A 15,923-nucleotide genomic window follows, 5' to 3' on the forward strand; every position below is an offset into this window, starting at 1 on the left:
GGCTGTCCACAAGCAAAAATATTTTCTGAAAAAAGTTCCAATTTAGCAGGAATCCCCGGAGTTCCCGTAGTGAAAAGGCTTACCGCCGATCGTTACAATTTGGAGCGCTTTTTGTCGAAAAATTTTTCTATTCTAGCAAAGTGGCGCGGCTACTGGATACTAGAGCCCTTGCGCCGGTTTTGAGAGGGTAAGCTAATTGACAAACACTATATCTTGATATAGATTTAATTCCTGTCGACTACATCTGGTTTGTGGTCAACTAGCATGTGTATAAATACATACGAATCTACTCGTAGTATTTTTAAGATAAGGAGAGAGTTGTGCTATGGTGATCGCGTATGATTCCAGAACCGGGAACGTAAGAAGATTTGTCGAAAAGGTCAAGGGGCGTGCCGTTAAAATCGAAGAGGCAATGACGCTGGATGAGCCGTTCGTGCTCGTCACCTATACCACCGGCTTCGGCCAGGTGCCAGACAAAGTAATGACGTTCCTCGAGCGGAATCATGGGCGTCTTCGTGGCGTTTGTGCAAGCGGAAATCGGAACTGGGGCGAGAAGTTTGCCGGAAGCGCAGACACTATATCTCGTATGTACGGAGTCCCGGTATTGCATAAATTCGAACTGGCCGGCACGGCCAGAGACGTCGAAAGATTTGAACAGGAGGTGCGTGCGGTTGAAGCATATTGAATTGAACAATCTGCTTATGCAGCGTGATGCAGACGGGTTTTTCCAATTGGAACGTGATCAGGAAGCGGTAGAAGCTTTCATGGAAGAGGTATACCGGAAGAGCGTCGTGTTCACGAGCACGGCGGAGAAAGTCCGTTATATGATCGATAACGACTACTATGAGAATTTGTACGACAAGTATACAGAGGAGCAGGTTGAGGCTGTATATCGCGTCACGCATGATTTCAACTTCCGCTTCCCATCCTATATGGCTGCTTCGAAGTTCTACACGGACTATGCGGTGAAGAGCAATGACCATTCGCTCTACCTCGAGCATTACGCGGACCGCGTCGCAATCGTGGCGCTTCATCTGGCACAAGGCAATGCCGATACGGCTTGCGTGCTTGCGACATCGATGATGGAGCAGCGCCTGCAGCCGGCGACCCCGACGTTCCTTAATGCGGGCAAGAGCCGCCGCGGCGAGCTCGTGTCGTGCTTCCTGCTCGAAGCCGACGATTCGCTGAACTCGATCAACTATGTGCTGGCGACATGCATGCAGCTGTCGAAGATCGGCGGCGGCGTAGCCGTCAACCTGTCGAAGCTGCGCGGACGCGGCGAGTCGATCAAGGGCGTTGAAGGCGCGGCGAAGGGCATTATGCCCGTATTGAAGCTGATGGAGGACGCGTTCTCCTATGCCGACCAGATGGGCCAGCGCAAAGGCTCCGGCGCAGCGTACTACAACATCTTCGGCTGGGACGTGATGGAGTTCCTCGACAGCAAGAAGATCAATGCCGACGAGAAGTCGCGGATCAAGACGCTGTCGATCGGCCTGATCGTGCCGAACCGCTTCTATAAGCTCGCTGAAGCGAACGAGATGCTGCACGTATTCGCGCCTTACACGGTGTACAAGGCCTATGGCCAGCATTTGGACGACATGAACCTCGACGAGATGTACGACACGCTGCTCGCCGACGACCGCGTGAAGAAGAAAGTCATCATGAGCGCGCGCGACATGCTCGTGAAGATTGCACAGATCCAGCTCGAATCGGGCTATCCATATATGATGAACAAGACGAATGCGAACGCGGCGCACGCGCTGTCGGGCATCGGCCAGATCAAGATGTCGAACCTGTGCACGGAGATCTTCCAGCTGCAAGAGACATCCATCATTAACGACTACGGCACGGAGGACATCATCAACCGCGATATCAGCTGTAACCTGGCTTCGCTTAACATCGCGAACGTCATGGAGCACAAGAAGCTGCGCGAATCGGTGCACGAGGGCATGATTGCGCTGACGTCCGTGAGCGACATGTCGGTGATCGGCAATGCGCCTGGCGTGGCCAAAGCGAACCGTGACTTGCATTCCGTCGGCCTCGGCGCGATGAACCTGCACGGATTCCTCGCGAAGAACAAACTCGCCTACGAGAGCGAAGAAGCGAAGGAGTTCGCCCGCACGTTCTTCATGATGATGAACTTCTACTCGATCGAGAAAAGCATGGAGATCGCGCGTGATGCCAACATGACGTTCGAAGGCTTCGAGAAGTCCGACTATGCGAGCGGCGTATACTTCGACCGTTACGTGAGCACGGACTACCGTCCGACTTCCGACAAAGTCAAAGCGCTGTTCGAGGGCATGGACATCCCATCGCCGACCGAATGGGCGCAGCTGCGCGAGCTCGTCATGAAGCACGGCCTGTACCATGCTTACCGGATGGCGATCGCGCCGACGCAGAGCATCTCGTATATCCAGAATGCGACGAGCAGCGTCATGCCGATCGTCGAGCAGATCGAGACGCGCACGTATGCGAACTCGACGACGTACTACCCGATGCCGTTCATGAACAAGGAGAATTTCTTCTTCTACAAATCGGCTTACCAGATGGACCAGTTCAAAGTGCTTGATATGATCGCTGAAATCCAGCCGCATGTCGACCAAGGCATCTCGACCGTCCTGCACGTCAATTCGGACGTGACAACGCGCCAGCTGGCACGTTACTATATCTACGCGGCCAGCAAAGGGCTGAAGTCGCTCTACTATACACGCACGAATCGTCTATCGGTCGAGGAGTGCATTAGCTGCGCGGTGTAATTGGGCCCCGCGTAAGGCTAAGGAAGGGGAACCACGCATGAGCATGAAGGCTGTCAATTGGAACCGACCGGATGATGATTTTACGATCACCTTCTGGAATCAAAATATTATGCAGTTTTGGACGGACGACGAGATTCCGCTCTCCGACGACAAAATGGCATGGCTTACGCTGAACGAGGCAGAGCGCGAGCTGTATATGAAAGTGCTGGGCGGCCTTACGCTGCTTGATACGGTGCAGGGCGGCGTCGGCATGCCGAAGATTCTCGAGCATGTAGAAGGCCTGCAGCGCAAGGCGGTGCTCGGCTTTATGGGCATGATGGAGCAGATTCATGCGAAGTCGTACAGCAGCATTTTCACCACACTCGCGACGACTGAAGAGATTGACGGTGTCTTCCGCTGGGTGGAGGGCAACGAATGTCTGCAGCTGAAGGCCGAGACGATCTCCCAGTACTACAAGGATATCGAGACGCCGAAGAGCCTGTATCTGGCAATGGCCGCATCGGTTCTGCTTGAGAGCTACTTGTTCTACAGCGGTTTCTTCTACCCGCTCTATCTGGCCGGTCAAGGCAAGATGACAAGCTCCGGCGAGATCATTGACCTTATTCTGCGTGACGAGAGCATTCACGGCCTATACGTCGGCGTACTCGCACAGGAGCAGTTCGCCAAGCTGGATGCGGACGAGCAGCGCGAAGTGCTCGAGACGTTCAATGGCCTGCTGCAATTCCTGCACGCGAACGAAATGCGCTATACGGAAGAGCTGTACGGCGCGATCGGCCTGACGGAGGAAGTGAAGAAGTTCGTCCGCTATAATGCGAACAAGGCACTGATGAACCTCGGCCTGGATCCATTCTTCCCGGAAGAGGATGTCAACCCGATCGTATTCAACGGCATCAGCACCCGGACGAAGCAGCATGACTTCTTCTCGAAGAAGGGCAATGGCTATGTCCGCACGATCCACGTCGAGCCGCTGACGGACGACGATTTCAAATTCTAGTCTCATCTGCAACCGAACGTTGCTTACGATATCGAAGCGCTTCTCCCATTGGGAGAGGCGCTTTTTTGGCATAGGGGACAAGCGGAGAGGAGAGCGAAATGGATTTTGTACTTTTGTTTGTATGTTTCGTTGAAAGTAGTTCTCATTTGAGTGAGAATCGTTTATAATGAGTTGAGAATGAGAATTATAATCAGCTGGAGGCTTGCGGATATGACAGGTGATATGGATTACGGTAAGCTGGAGCAGACATTCGGTATTCGATTCTCGCAGCAGGAGCATGCGATTCTAACGGTTAACGCAGCAGACCTGCTTCGTGCCGATGCGATGCAGCAGTTTCTGGATGAATACGCGCCTCTACTGAAAGCACACACGATGGATGCGGCCGGCGCGATCTTCGGCAGCACATTCGGCAGTTTTGCCCTTGGCTATCAGGCGGCGATGTCGCTCTATAACCAAAGGCTAATCGTATCTCCTGAGCAGATCACCTTGCAGCTGATTTCGATGGGTACCTACTACAAGATTGCATTCTGCATGCCGGAAGCAGTTGAAGCCGGCCCAGAAGGCGAGGCACGTGCGGATTGGGTTCAGCAATCGCTGGCGTCCTTCTACAGTCAGACCATTCTTCCATTATTCCGATCGATCGCGGATATATCGGGCATTCCGATCGGCCACCTATGGGGCCAGATGCCGACGTATTCCAATTATTATATTGACTATCTGCTGGGTCAGCTCGACGATTGTTCGATCAAGAACCGGCTGGCTGACGATTACGAGCTGCTGCGGCAGCTGGATCCGGCCATCATGGAACGGCCGAAGAACCCGTTCACGGTGAAGCCGCGCTGGATCGAGGATCTGCGCGATTCGAACAAACAGATGCGGATGAAGAACGTATGTTGCATGTATTACAAGACCGGCAGCAACGATTACTGTTTCAGCTGTCCGAAGCTGAAGGAGAGCGATCGTGCCGCAAGACGCGAGGCGGCCCGTGAAGCACAGTTGGCAGCGGCGGCAACAGGGAATTAAGAACGTTAACGTTAATGAAGTTAAACATATAGACTGCCAATTGTTAACTTGACCAATCGTGAAGATCGGGGTTAAGCTAACCAAAGTGGATTTATTTTGGACGGCCGACACTTTGGGAAAGTCCTGATTTTTGTTTGGAAGAGGTGAATGATTGTGCAGCTTGGCAATTGGCGCGAGCAATGGACGACGAATGTAAAGGGCAATGTATTGGCGGGAATGACCGCGACGTTGGCCTTGATTCCGGATTCGCTCGCGTTTTCATTTATGGCGGGCGTTCCGCCGCAGGTCGGTATCTATGCAACGATATGTATACTGCTGCTCATTACGTTCCTGGGCGGACGGCCGGGAATGATCTCGGCAGCGGCTGGCTCGATGGCAGTCCTCATGCTGTCGCTGGTCGAAGAACACGGGATTCAGTACTTATTCGCGGCAACCATCCTTACCGGTATCATTCAATACTTAATGGGCGTATTTAAGCTCGGCCGACTCATGAGCTTCGTGCCGCAGGGCGTGCTGGTCGGGTTTGTGAACGCGTTGGCGATACTGATCTTCTTGTCGCAGCTTCGGTATTTTAGCGGTGAGTCGTGGGTGATGTATCTGCTCGTGGCGGTTACGCTAGTCATTATTTACGTGCTGCCGCGTTATTTTAAGGCGATTCCGTCGCCGCTCGCTGCAGTCGTATTGCTGACATTCGCCGTGTGGGTGACGGGAATGGACGGTGTTACGCGAATCGGCGAGATTGACGCTTCCCTGCCAGCTTTCCTCATTCCGGATATTCCGCTGACGTGGGAGACGCTGATGATTATACTGCCGACCTCGTTCTCGCTTGCGATCGTCGGCTTCACCGAGACGATGCTGACACACAATCTGCTAGATGAGATGACCGACGAGCGGACGGATAAGAACAAGGAGATGCGCGGACAAGGGATCGCGAATTTCGTTGCCGGCTTCTTCGGCGGCATGGCCGGCTGTGCGTTGGTGGCGGAGTCGGTGCTGAACGTGAAGATGGGCGGCCGGAACCGGTTATCGACATTGGTGGCGGCATTGTTCCTGCTGCTGCTCGTCGTTGTCTTGGGCGATGTGCTCGCGCTTGTGCCGATGGCGGCGCTGGTCGGCATTATGCTCATGGTGTGCGTAGCCATCTTCGACTGGAAATCGATTTTCAATATGCGTGCGGTTCCGGCCAGCGAGACGATCGTGATGCTGGTTACGGTCGGTACCGTTGTCCTGACGCATGACTTGGCGCTTGGCGTCATTGCCGGTGTGTTGGTCAGCTTCGTCTGGTTCGCGGTTCAGGCTTCCAAGGTTCAGATTCATAGCGAATGGCAAGGCGAACGTCGCATCTACCGGATTCAGGGTCAGCTGTTCTTCGCCTCGGCCTCCGAGTTGGAAGCGAAGATCGAGCATGGCTGTAAGGCCGAAGAGGTTCATATCGATCTGACGCAGACGCGCGTATGGGACCATACGGCAGAGCTGGCGCTCACCAAGACGGTGGATCGTCTGACGCGTGCGGGCAAGAAAGTCGTCGTTCGCAAGCCAGAGCAGCAGAAAGTTCAGCCGGTCAGGTAGCGGTGCTTCATCACGCTAGCTAACATAAAAAATAACCCCTAAGAAGCATCACGCTCATTTACCGATGAGGCGTGGTGCTTTATGCTTTAGATAGAGACAAAAGACGATTATGCTGTGAGTTTTGCCCCAGCTGGAGCCGAAAGGAGTGAGCTTGCAATGGAACGGTTCAGCCTATACGACCCGAAGTGGCTGCAGGGCGAGTATCGTCCGCAGATCGATGCGTACTACTATCGGCAGTGGGTCGATTTCCATATGGGATTCCATGCGCATCCTCAGATTGAAATCATGTACGCGATTTCGGGCAGCTGCATCGTGGAGACGTACGATCAACTGCTTAGTCTGGGCAGCGGCGACTTCATTCTGCTCGATTCCTGCGTGCCGCATCGGCTGGTCGTGGATCGGACGGAACCGTGCCGTATGCTGAACGTGGAGTTTTCTTTTGCCCCATGCAGCGGGATCTATCCTTCCTTCTCGCAGCTGGCGTCCTCTACGCCTGCGCTCTCCGCCATGCTCGGGCAGTCGAAGGAGTGGGTGGTCCTGTCGGACCCAAGCGATGTGCAGCATACGCTCAAAAGCTTGGTCCTGGAACTCGACGGCGGCGCCGAAGAGCGGACGAGCATGGCGCATCTGCTCATCTCCCAGCTGCTGATCCATATTGCCAGGCTTGCGGTGGATGTGCAACGCAGCGGTGCCGACCGCCAGACGGACCGGTATGTGCGGGCTGCCATCCAATACATCCATCAGAACTATGATCGCGATATTCAGGCCAAAGATATTGCCGCGCATGTCAATTTGCACCCGGTCTATCTGCAGCGGATCTTCCGCCCGAGCATGCAGCAGACGATGGCGGAGTACTTGGCCGTCGTCCGGATTGAGAAAGCGAAGATGCTGCTCGGCCGAACCGATATTCCGATCGCGGAGATCGCCGATTATGTCGGTCTCAACAGCCGGCAATATTTCAGCGCGTTGTTCAAGCGGCTAACAGGCGTTACGCCTGCTGCATACCGCCACTCGGTCGAACTTGACAGCCGGATATCGAAAGTTGCAATAGTTGACATTGATGACGGCAACATGTTGCATTTGTGACAACGCCTTCATTCTGCGCCTGCTACAATGAGGCTAAACGCTCGGGCCTGAGCAGCAGATGATGAGGAGGCAATTGGCATGTCATTCAAAGTAGCTTTTATCGGAGCAGGCAGCATCGGATTCACGCGGGGCTTGTTAAGGGATTTGCTCGCGGTACCGGAGTTCAATCAGATCGAAGTTGCATTTACAGACATCAATGCACATAACTTGGAGATGGTCACGCAGCTGTGCCAACGGGATATCAACGAGAATGGGCTCTCGATTCAGATTCAATCGTCGCTGGACCGCCGCGAAGCGCTTAAGGATGCGCGGTACGTCTTCTGCGTCGTGCGGATCGGCGGGTTGGAGGCGTTCAAGACCGACGTGGACATTCCGCTCAAATATGGCATCGACCAATGCGTGGGCGATACGCTCTGCGCCGGCGGCATCATGTACGGCCAGCGGGGCATTGCGGAGATGATGAATATTTGCCGCGATATCCGCGAGGTTGCCGAGCCGAACGCGTTGCTGCTCAACTATGCGAACCCGATGGCGATGATGACGTGGGCTTGTAACAAGTACGGCGGCGTACGTACGATCGGCCTGTGCCATGGCGTGCAGGGCGGACATTGGCAGATTGCGACCGCGCTTGGCCTGGAGAAGAAGGACGTCGATATCATTTGCGCGGGCATCAACCATCAGACGTGGTATGTCCAGGTGAAGCATAAAGGCGAAGATATGACCGGCAAGCTGCTGGAGGCGTTCGAGCGCCACCCGGATTTCAGTCAGACGGAGAAGGTCCGGATCGATATGCTGCGCCGCTTCGGTTACTACTCAACGGAATCGAACGGCCACTTAAGCGAGTATGTGCCTTGGTATCGCAAACGTCCGGAGGAGATTAACGACTGGATCGACCTCGGCTCCTGGATCAATGGCGAGACCGGCGGCTACCTGCGCGTATGTACGGAAGGTCGTAATTGGTTCGAGACCGACTTCCCGAATTGGATGAAAGATAAGCCGTTCGAATACAAAGCGGAGAATCGTGGCGAAGAGCACGGCTCTTATATTATTGAAGGGTTGGAGACCGGTCGCGTCTATCGTGGTCACTTCAATGTCGTGAACAATGGCGTCATCAGCAACCTGCCGGATGATGCGATTATCGAGGCGCCGGGTTATGTTGACCGCAACGGGATCAGCATGCCGCAGGTCGGCGATCTGCCGCTCGGTTGCGCGGCCGTGTGCAACGTCAGCATTTCGGTGCAGCGCTTGGCCGTAGAGGCAGCGATTCACGGGGACGATAAGCTGTTGCGTCAGGCGATGATGATGGATCCGCTCGTCGGCGCCGTCTGCAATCCGAAGGAGATCTGGCAGCTGGTCGACGAGATGCTCGTCGCGCAGGAACAGTGGCTGCCGCAATACGGGAAGGCGATTGCCGAGGCCAAAGAGCGGCTGGCGCAAGGGAACCTGCTCCCGACGCGCGAAGGTTACCAGGGCGCGGCGCGCCTTGCGGTCAAATCGGTCGAAGAGATGATGCACGACCGCGACTCGGCGAACAAGAATGCCGGGGAATCGGACAAAGCGAAGGAGCGCCCTGCGGCAGCGCATTAAGCAAGCGATTTTACGCAACGTCATGTGGAGGCTGGAGTCTGACTTCAGCCTCTTTGTGCTGTTTCTAAATTTTAACAGGTAATGACGACATCGATGGCGCCAGGCATGATATATTCAAGTAGGTATGTCACAGATGACGGTTCATGAACGTCTTGATAGATAGAGAAGTTAGCGTGGAAGGGAATGATCAACGTGCAGACCGAACAGCTGTATGTCGAATATCGAAGCCTGCTGGTAGGGCTTGCCTACCGGATGCTCGGCAGTGCATCGGATGCGGAAGATATTGTGCAGGATGCATTCATCGCGCTTGCGGAGCTGTCCGGGGAACAGGTGCGCAATATGAAGGCGTATTTGTGCAAAATGGTCTCGAACCGCTGCATCGACCGGCTGCGTTCCGCGCGGCACAAACGAGAGCTATACGTCGGTCCGTGGCTGCCCGAGCCTGTCATGACCGACCAAACGTCATCCGGTCTGAACGATCCGCAGGATCGGTATGTGTTCAAGGAGTCGCTGTCGACCGCTTACCTGCTCCTGCTTCAGCAGCTGTCATGGACCGAGCGCGCTGTCTTCCTGCTGCGGGAAGTCATGCAGTTCGAGTATGACGAGATCGCCGATATCGTGGGGAAGAGCAGCACGAACTGCCGCCAAATTTTTCGCCGCGCCAAACGAAGCATCGGGGAGATGCCGATCGCAACAGGCGTCGTTCAAGCCCGGACAACGGAACTGGTACAGCGGTTCACGAGCGCGCTGGCGAGCGGAAGCATCCCCCAGCTGCTGGAAGTGCTGGCCGATGATGCCGTGCTGCAATCCGACGGCGGCGGCAAAGTTCGAGCTGCGGTTAACCCGATTAACGGGGCAGATCGGATCAGCCGGTTCTTCTTCGGCATTCTCTCCAAGGCGGACGCTTCGTATTCGTTCGAGCTGCGGGAGTTCAACGGGCTTACCGGCATCGTGACGTATACGGGCGGACAGGTGCATGGCGTGTTGACCTTCCGCGCGGAAGAGGAGCGGATCACGAATTTGTACTACGTGGTGAACCCGGAGAAGCTGGCGCATCTGGTGGAGTTAAGCAAGCCAACGCAATAGGGCGAGAAGCAACAGGTACGAAACCAATGAAGTCGGATCAATGCTGCATTCCCAATCTTGATTGTGAACGCAAACCAATGACCGGTCGGATCAATGCTGCATTCCCAATCTTGATTGTGAACGCAAACCAATGATCCTATGTCACACACGCCATTCCTAACCCGTCTTTGAAGTGGAACCCAACATCGACTGTCGCGTAAGCGGCGCGATCTTAAGGTCACTTCGGATAAAAGGGGATAGAGCCGATGAATGATGTGCATGCGGAGAAGGAGCGGACGATTGTGATCGGAGGGGGGCTCGCTGGACTGCTGGCCGCCTGCAAACTTGCGCGCGCTGGCGGCAAGGTGCTGCTGCTGGAACGGTCGCCGCAATTGGGCGGCCGTGCGCGGTCGATTACGAAACATGGGGGCCGAATGAATCTCGGCGCGCATGCCTACTATCTTGGCGGAGCGTTCGAGCAAAGCTTGCTGGAACTCGGCGTTCAGCTGCAAGGAGCAGCGCCGCCGAGTTCGCAAGCACAGCTGTTGTGGGGAGGCAAGCTAGTATCGCTGCCCAGGCTTGTAGCTTCCGGCACCTATTTGTCGCTTGCAGAGAAGGCTGAGCTCGTTCGCGTTATGGTCTATATAGCTAGGCTGAAGCCCGCCTCCATCGAACGGATGAGCCTAAGGGAATTCGCCGAGCGCACGACCCTCCATCCATCCGTTCGGAACGTGCTATATGCGCTTATGCGCACAGCCTCGTATACGCTTAACCCCGATGGACAGCTGGCGCGGCCCGTCGTCTCCCAGTTGAAGCGCACCTTTCAATCCGGGATTCTGTATCTCCATGGCGGCTGGCAATCCATTATCGATCAATTGGAGCGGAAGTTCCAAGAGGCAGGAGGGCAGCTGCTGTTGGGCCAGTCCGTTAAGCAGGTGGAGCACGAAGGAGGACGCGTGACGGGAGTACGCATGGCGGACGGCAGCTTTCTCGCTGCGCAAGCTGTTATCCTGACGGCTTCTCCTGCAGAGAATATGCGGCTCGTCCGGGACGGCTCGGAGTCGATTCTTCGCAGGTGGAAGGAGCAGGCGCTGCCTTCCACGGTGGCCAGCCTTGATATTACGCTCAGGCAGCTGCCTGTCGCTGGCCGCAATTTTGTCGTCGGTATTGACCAACCGCTGTTCTTCACGAACAATTCGACTTCGGCGAAGTTGACGGAGGATGGTTCGCAGGTCATCCATCTGACCAAGTATCATGGCATCTCGGAGAGTGATCCGAAGGCGGATGAGCAGCAGCTGGAGAGCGTGATGGATTTTCTCCATCCGGGTTGGCGGCAGCAGGTGGTGGCCAAACAGTATTTGCCGCGGATTACGGTTGTGCACGATTACCCTCATATAGGAAGTGCGGATTCGAACAGGGGACCGGATGTGCCGGAGATTATGGGATTGTACGCTGCAGGGGATTGGCTGGGACATGAGGATGAGCTACTGTCCGACGCTGCCGCCGCAAGTGCCGAGCGGGCGGCACGGCGTGTGCTTCAGTTCAGGGAACACAGTCCTCATGCCGCAGCCGATGACAAGCTAGTATCGGTGTAGTGACGATTCGAGCAGAACAATAAACAAGCGGCCGCTCAATCGAACGGCCGCTTGAATGTTTCATCGAGCTTGAGGGATTAACGTTTCGGATACAGGGGATAGCTCACTTTGGACGGTACCTCAATCATGAGAAGCCGAAGCGGACTGTCACCCGCGGACCAGATCACCTCATGTTCCTTCTCGGCCCGCTGCACGAGGAAGTCACGATGGGCAAAGGAAGCGGCTTCCCGCTCATCTTCCACAATATCGACGGTGCCGTTGCCGCGTATCGCGAGCGTGGCCAATGTGCGGTTCGCAGGAACGGTTTGCGCCATGCTGGCGCCTGGCTCCAGCTGAGCATCCCACATTCTCACATCGACGACAAGCTGGACCGGCGAAGCGTCGCCGAGCACATTTTTGCGCGTAAAGCCTGCGCCTTCTTCTACCGGGAACTGCTCGGTCTCATATTGCCGATAGGTAGGCGGCTGCATCAACGTCTGGCGCATATGCGGCTCGAACCAAATCTGGAAGGCTTCCATGTCCGGACCGATAAAACGCTCTTCATGGCTGACGCCTGAGCCGGTCTGCATCACTTGCGCGCCGCCCGCGCCTACGGTGCTATTCGTACCTAGCGTATCCCCATGCTGGGCTTCGCCTTTGGTTACATAAGTCATAATTTCGAAACCTTGATGCGGATGGAGCGGGATATGGCCATCATGCCGGGCTTCTGCCCAAGCCCAGTAGAAGAGGGGGCCAATCCCTTTAATCACCGAGCCTTCGCCCGGGAAACCGATCGGTTTTTGCTCGGTAATGTTGCCGTGATCGAACTCGCCTTTGGCTTGCATCGTTGTCCCGTAGATCATCGTTTGCATACGATTCGCCTCCTTAATCGTGTTTATGAGTAATTAATGAATGGCATATTCCCCAGGTCCGATAAGAGCAAGACCAAGCGCAATAGCAATTAAGATGAGGTTATACTCAAATCCGTTCTGTGTCACCCAAAGTCCGTTTTTGCCGTGAACCGTAACGATTGCGCCGATCATCGGGATGATGATAAGGGCAGCTGCGACAGGGAACCACAGGCCAAGCGCGAGCAGCAAGCCTCCGACCAGTTCGAACAGGCCGACCATCACTGCCATTGGAACGCCGGGCTTAACGCCGATCGAATCGAGCCAACCGCCCGTACCTTTAATACCGTAACCGCCGAACCAGCCGAATAGCTTCTGAGCCGCATGCCCCGCGAAGAGAAGACCAACCACCAATCGAATAATAAGCAAACCAAGATCCATGTTCATCATGTTAATTCCTCCAATTTAATTATCTTTAATTTAAGATATATGACAATAATAAAAGGTCGTTACTGTTATATATAGGACACCAGCCGATTGCGAATTCAATCACAGCAGGTAATCCTTATTTCTCGTTACTTCATCACTCGCTTCATTTCATCTAATCATTCAGTATCTAATAGAGAGCGTTCACTTGGTGCACCTCATTCCTTAACATCAAATATCTTAAATTAAAGATAATAGATAAACGGTCTTTTGTCAACACATTGATGACAAGAAATCACGGTCTCCGCATTGACAGCTGCAGATCGCATTGATAGGATGAGTATAAACGCGCGTTTATTTAGGAGTGACCATCTTTGAATGCAAGCGATATTGCAAAACTAGCCGGTGTATCACGCAGTACGGTTAGCCGCGTTGTCAACAATTATGCCAATGTGCCGCCAGAGACGAGAGACAAGGTCATGCGGGTTATTGAAGCCTACAATTACGTCCCTAACATGTCCGCGCAAGTCATGGCAGGCAAGAAGACGAAGACTTTAGGACTCTTCATTATTAGTCATGGTCCGGTGGCAGGCGATTTCGTATCCAATATGCTCATTACGAGCGTTATTGAGCAGGCCTCCCATCAGGGTTACTACGTGCTGACCTACATTGTTGGCGACCCATCTACTGACCAGGCCGCAGTGAAGAAGGTGAACGACATGTTCTACCAAGGCCGAGTGGATGGCGGACTGTTTATCGGGGCGGCATACGGCGAGCCGTTCATCGAGTCGCTAATTGCCGAAGGGTATCAAGCGGCGATTATCGATCAGGATTTGAACGGCAATCATGCGGAAGACAAGCGGATTGTAGCTGAATATGACAATCATAAAGGAATGCGGCTGGCGATCGATTGCCTCGCCGAGCTTGGTCATCGGAAGATCGGCGTCATAAAGGGCGATATGAGCCGGTTGTCAGGCGTCACGAAATTCGAAGGTTTCCAAGCTGCGATGCAATTGCACGGGTTACCGGTCGTTCAGGATTGGGTGCTTCCGGCTGATTTTAGCGAGCAGGGCGGCAAGGATGCGATTATCCGGTTACTTGAGCAGCAAGTACCGCTGCCGACGGCGATTATAGCAGCGAATGATAGCGTTGCTTTTGGCGCGATAACGGCATTGCAGGGGGCAGGTCTGAAGGTGCCGGAAGATGTCTCGGTTATTGGATTCGATAATCATGTGTTGAGCGCGTACCACAACCCTCCCCTGACGACCGTAGCTGTCGACTTCGAGGGATTGATGAAGACAGTGACGGCCAGCCTCATACGGCATATTGAGAGTAACGAGCTTGGAAGCGAACGGATTGTAATTGATTATGCGTTAATCGAACGGCAATCTTGCAGGGATCTGAAGCAACCATAACATTGAAGGGCGGCTGATTTTTATGGTAAGCAAACTCACGGATTCTAATGTCATTACGCAGATCGGCATTCTCGTGCATGATATCGAGAAGACTTCGCAAGCTTATGCGCAATTTTTCGGCATGGATGTTCCTTCCTGGTTCTGGACCGATACGATAGACAAAGCGCAGACGGAATACCGCGGGCAGCCGAGTGAGGCGAGGGCCAAGCTAGCTTTCTTCGATATGGGCGCGGTACAGCTGGAATTGATTCAACCAGACGAACAGCCGAGCACATGGCGCGAGCATCTCAATCAGCACGGAGAGGGAGTTCATCACATCGCCCTCAATATAAAAGGAATGAAGACGACAATCGCTGGCATGGCCGCGCAAGGGATGCCGCTGCTTCAAAAAGGAGAATATACCGGCGGTAGATATGCGTATATGGACACATCAGACGCGCTTAAAGTTATCGTGGAACTACTTGAGAACGACTAAGCAGATGGAGCTCGGGCCGGTCATTCCGGCCGGGCTTTTTTTCTTTATAATATGAATTGACTTTTCGAGAAGCAGGGATTCATATGCGAATAATGACTATATTAATAGAAGGGATTATTTTGGAAGCCCATATAGGCAATGATAATTAAGGCTGAAGCACCTATGATTCGGCGCTTCAGCCCTAGCATCAGAGCTATTGCGATCCTAAGTGGCCAGCTGCCTTCAACTTCTGCACATTAATCGGGGCGGGTACATCATTGCCGCCTTCGAATTGATGTTTCACAAGTTTATTGAAGGAATCGTACCAAGGGGTCAGGGAACGGCCAGCCCACGCTTCTTGGGCATACTGGACAAGATGGTTGACGAACTCCTGATTGGCGGAGATATGCACCTCTTGGACAGTCGGCGCAATCCTTCTTACATGAATCGCAATCGTTTGCTTCAGCTCACTGGAGATTTCATTGTGGTCATTCACGGTAAAATAAGAATTGTAAGGCCCTGCAATACGCTGGTTGTTCCAGAACGGACTGCCGTTATCCACATTGAAGACACCTTCGTTGGACCCGGTATTATCCTGTTCCATCGTTCCTGGCCCGCCGCTCTTGCGCGTACCCGTAGCTGTCCAGTCCAGCGTCATGCCGACGTACGCATTCTTATCGCTTAGGAAAACAAGCGCGCCGGCAACGCCGTTAATATTGGAGATATCGGTGGAGAGCAGCGAACTGTATTCGACCCAGTTGTTGTCGTGCTGGTAAGGATTGCTGCTCATAGCTCCGTACATGCGGCTGCCGAGCATCTTAGGATCGCCTTTCTGCTTTGTTCCATAATCATAAGTGCTGTCCTGTACGTAGCGCTTGTAGCTGCAGCCCGTTAACGTCGGTCCGATCATCAGCGCTAGGACAAGCAGCGGAACAAGCGACCGGCGCCAATTACGCCTTGTCATCATAACAGGTCTCCTTCCGCTTAGGGATGATGTTAGGATGCGATTGCGGAAAGTTAAATATGCGCCGCCGTGCCATACATAAAGAACCATGGCTTTGGAGCACAATGAAGGATAGAGATGGCGGAAGAAAATATCGTGCAGAAAGTTTTAAAAACAGCAATC

The 15,923-nt window shown here is 53.9% G+C and carries 14 protein-coding genes; 11 read left to right on the forward strand and 3 right to left on the reverse strand.

From position 1 onward, the window contains the following. Window positions 1-325 precede the first annotated feature (325 nt). The 9 genes from nrdI (at window position 326) to FHS18_RS32475 (ending at window position 11,675) form a co-directional block, all read left to right on the forward strand. Window positions 326-685: a class Ib ribonucleoside-diphosphate reductase assembly flavoprotein NrdI gene (gene nrdI, locus FHS18_RS32435; RefSeq protein WP_183604557.1), complete on the forward strand. Its 360-nt coding sequence runs from the start codon at window positions 326-328 to the stop codon at window positions 683-685. Beyond that, entirely contained in the window at window positions 672-2,756 is a 2,085-nt protein-coding gene (nrdE, locus tag FHS18_RS32440) for a class 1b ribonucleoside-diphosphate reductase subunit alpha (RefSeq protein WP_183604558.1), read from the forward strand. The genes nrdI and nrdE overlap by 14 nt, the downstream gene beginning before the upstream one ends. A 43-nt stretch (window positions 2,757-2,799) precedes the next feature. Then, on the forward strand, window positions 2,800-3,750 hold the full coding sequence (gene nrdF, locus FHS18_RS32445; RefSeq protein WP_183604579.1) for a class 1b ribonucleoside-diphosphate reductase subunit beta: 951 nt from the start codon (window positions 2,800-2,802) through the stop codon (window positions 3,748-3,750). Between the two features lie 210 nt (window positions 3,751-3,960). Then, window positions 3,961-4,773 (forward strand): Fe-S oxidoreductase, encoded by an 813-nt coding sequence (locus tag FHS18_RS32450; RefSeq protein WP_183604559.1) that lies wholly within the window; start codon window positions 3,961-3,963, stop codon window positions 4,771-4,773. A 147-nt stretch (window positions 4,774-4,920) separates the two neighbouring features. Then, complete coding sequence (locus FHS18_RS32455) at window positions 4,921-6,342, forward strand: SulP family inorganic anion transporter (protein WP_183604560.1); 1,422 nt, start codon at window positions 4,921-4,923, stop codon at window positions 6,340-6,342. Window positions 6,343-6,498: 156 nt separating this feature from the next. Beyond that, entirely contained in the window at window positions 6,499-7,428 is a 930-nt protein-coding gene (locus FHS18_RS32460) for an AraC family transcriptional regulator (protein ID WP_183604561.1), read from the forward strand. A 78-nt stretch (window positions 7,429-7,506) separates the two neighbouring features. After that, a complete protein-coding gene (gene melA / locus FHS18_RS32465) occupies window positions 7,507-9,015 on the forward strand; it encodes an alpha-glucosidase/alpha-galactosidase (protein WP_183604562.1) in 1,509 nt (502 codons plus the stop codon). 192 nt (window positions 9,016-9,207) lie between these two features. Further along, window positions 9,208-10,101, forward strand: a complete 894-nt coding sequence (locus FHS18_RS32470) for an RNA polymerase sigma-70 factor (protein WP_183604580.1) — start codon at window positions 9,208-9,210, stop codon at window positions 10,099-10,101. 245 nt (window positions 10,102-10,346) lie between these two features. After that, window positions 10,347-11,675, forward strand: coding sequence for a phytoene desaturase family protein (locus tag FHS18_RS32475; protein WP_183604563.1), 1,329 nt, complete (start codon window positions 10,347-10,349; stop codon window positions 11,673-11,675). A 77-nt stretch (window positions 11,676-11,752) separates the two neighbouring features. On the opposite strand, the gene FHS18_RS32480 is transcribed toward FHS18_RS32475, so the two are convergent. Both FHS18_RS32480 and FHS18_RS32485 read right to left on the reverse strand, forming a co-directional pair. Then, window positions 11,753-12,526: a pirin family protein gene (locus tag FHS18_RS32480; protein ID WP_183604564.1), complete on the reverse strand. Its 774-nt coding sequence runs from the start codon at window positions 12,524-12,526 to the stop codon at window positions 11,753-11,755. A gap of 33 nt (window positions 12,527-12,559) precedes the next feature. Next, window positions 12,560-12,949, reverse strand: coding sequence for a DoxX family protein (locus tag FHS18_RS32485; RefSeq protein WP_246428045.1), 390 nt, complete (start codon window positions 12,947-12,949; stop codon window positions 12,560-12,562). Window positions 12,950-13,302: 353 nt separating this feature from the next. Here FHS18_RS32485 and FHS18_RS32490 point away from each other — a divergent pair, with 353 nt between their 5' ends. Both FHS18_RS32490 and FHS18_RS32495 read left to right on the forward strand, forming a co-directional pair. Further along, complete coding sequence (locus FHS18_RS32490; protein WP_183604565.1) at window positions 13,303-14,343, forward strand: LacI family DNA-binding transcriptional regulator; 1,041 nt, start codon at window positions 13,303-13,305, stop codon at window positions 14,341-14,343. Window positions 14,344-14,365: 22 nt separating this feature from the next. Beyond that, window positions 14,366-14,818 (forward strand): VOC family protein, encoded by a 453-nt coding sequence (locus tag FHS18_RS32495; protein WP_183604566.1) that lies wholly within the window; start codon window positions 14,366-14,368, stop codon window positions 14,816-14,818. 193 nt (window positions 14,819-15,011) lie between these two features. Here the strand turns inward: FHS18_RS32495 and FHS18_RS32500 are convergent, their stop codons facing one another. Continuing rightward, complete coding sequence (locus FHS18_RS32500) at window positions 15,012-15,764, reverse strand: hypothetical protein (protein ID WP_246428044.1); 753 nt, start codon at window positions 15,762-15,764, stop codon at window positions 15,012-15,014. Between the last annotated feature and the right edge of the window lie 159 nt (window positions 15,765-15,923).

The sequence above is a fragment of the Paenibacillus phyllosphaerae genome (assembly GCF_014192105.1).
GTDB lineage: Bacteria > Bacillota > Bacilli > Paenibacillales > Paenibacillaceae > Paenibacillus_Z > Paenibacillus_Z phyllosphaerae.

Bases quoted from the DNA above. Each gene is read 5' to 3' on its own strand.
- nrdI (WP_183604557.1), top strand. From the start codon at position 326: ATGGTGATCGCGTATGATTCCAGAACCGGGAACGTAAGAAGATTTGTC.
- nrdF (WP_183604579.1), top strand. From the start codon at position 2,800: ATGAAGGCTGTCAATTGGAACCGACCGGATGATGATTTTACGATCACC.
- FHS18_RS32450 (WP_183604559.1), top strand. From the start codon at position 3,961: ATGACAGGTGATATGGATTACGGTAAGCTGGAGCAGACATTCGGTATT.
- FHS18_RS32455 (WP_183604560.1), top strand. From the start codon at position 4,921: ATGATTGTGCAGCTTGGCAATTGGCGCGAGCAATGGACGACGAATGTA.
- FHS18_RS32460 (WP_183604561.1), top strand. From the start codon at position 6,499: ATGGAACGGTTCAGCCTATACGACCCGAAGTGGCTGCAGGGCGAGTAT.
- melA (WP_183604562.1), top strand. From the start codon at position 7,507: ATGTCATTCAAAGTAGCTTTTATCGGAGCAGGCAGCATCGGATTCACG.
- FHS18_RS32475 (WP_183604563.1), top strand. From the start codon at position 10,347: ATGAATGATGTGCATGCGGAGAAGGAGCGGACGATTGTGATCGGAGGG.
- FHS18_RS32480 (WP_183604564.1), bottom strand. From the start codon at position 12,526: ATGCAAACGATGATCTACGGGACAACGATGCAAGCCAAAGGCGAGTTC.
- FHS18_RS32485 (WP_246428045.1), bottom strand. From the start codon at position 12,949: ATGAACATGGATCTTGGTTTGCTTATTATTCGATTGGTGGTTGGTCTT.
- FHS18_RS32495 (WP_183604566.1), top strand. From the start codon at position 14,366: ATGGTAAGCAAACTCACGGATTCTAATGTCATTACGCAGATCGGCATT.
- FHS18_RS32500 (WP_246428044.1), bottom strand. From the start codon at position 15,764: ATGATGACAAGGCGTAATTGGCGCCGGTCGCTTGTTCCGCTGCTTGTC.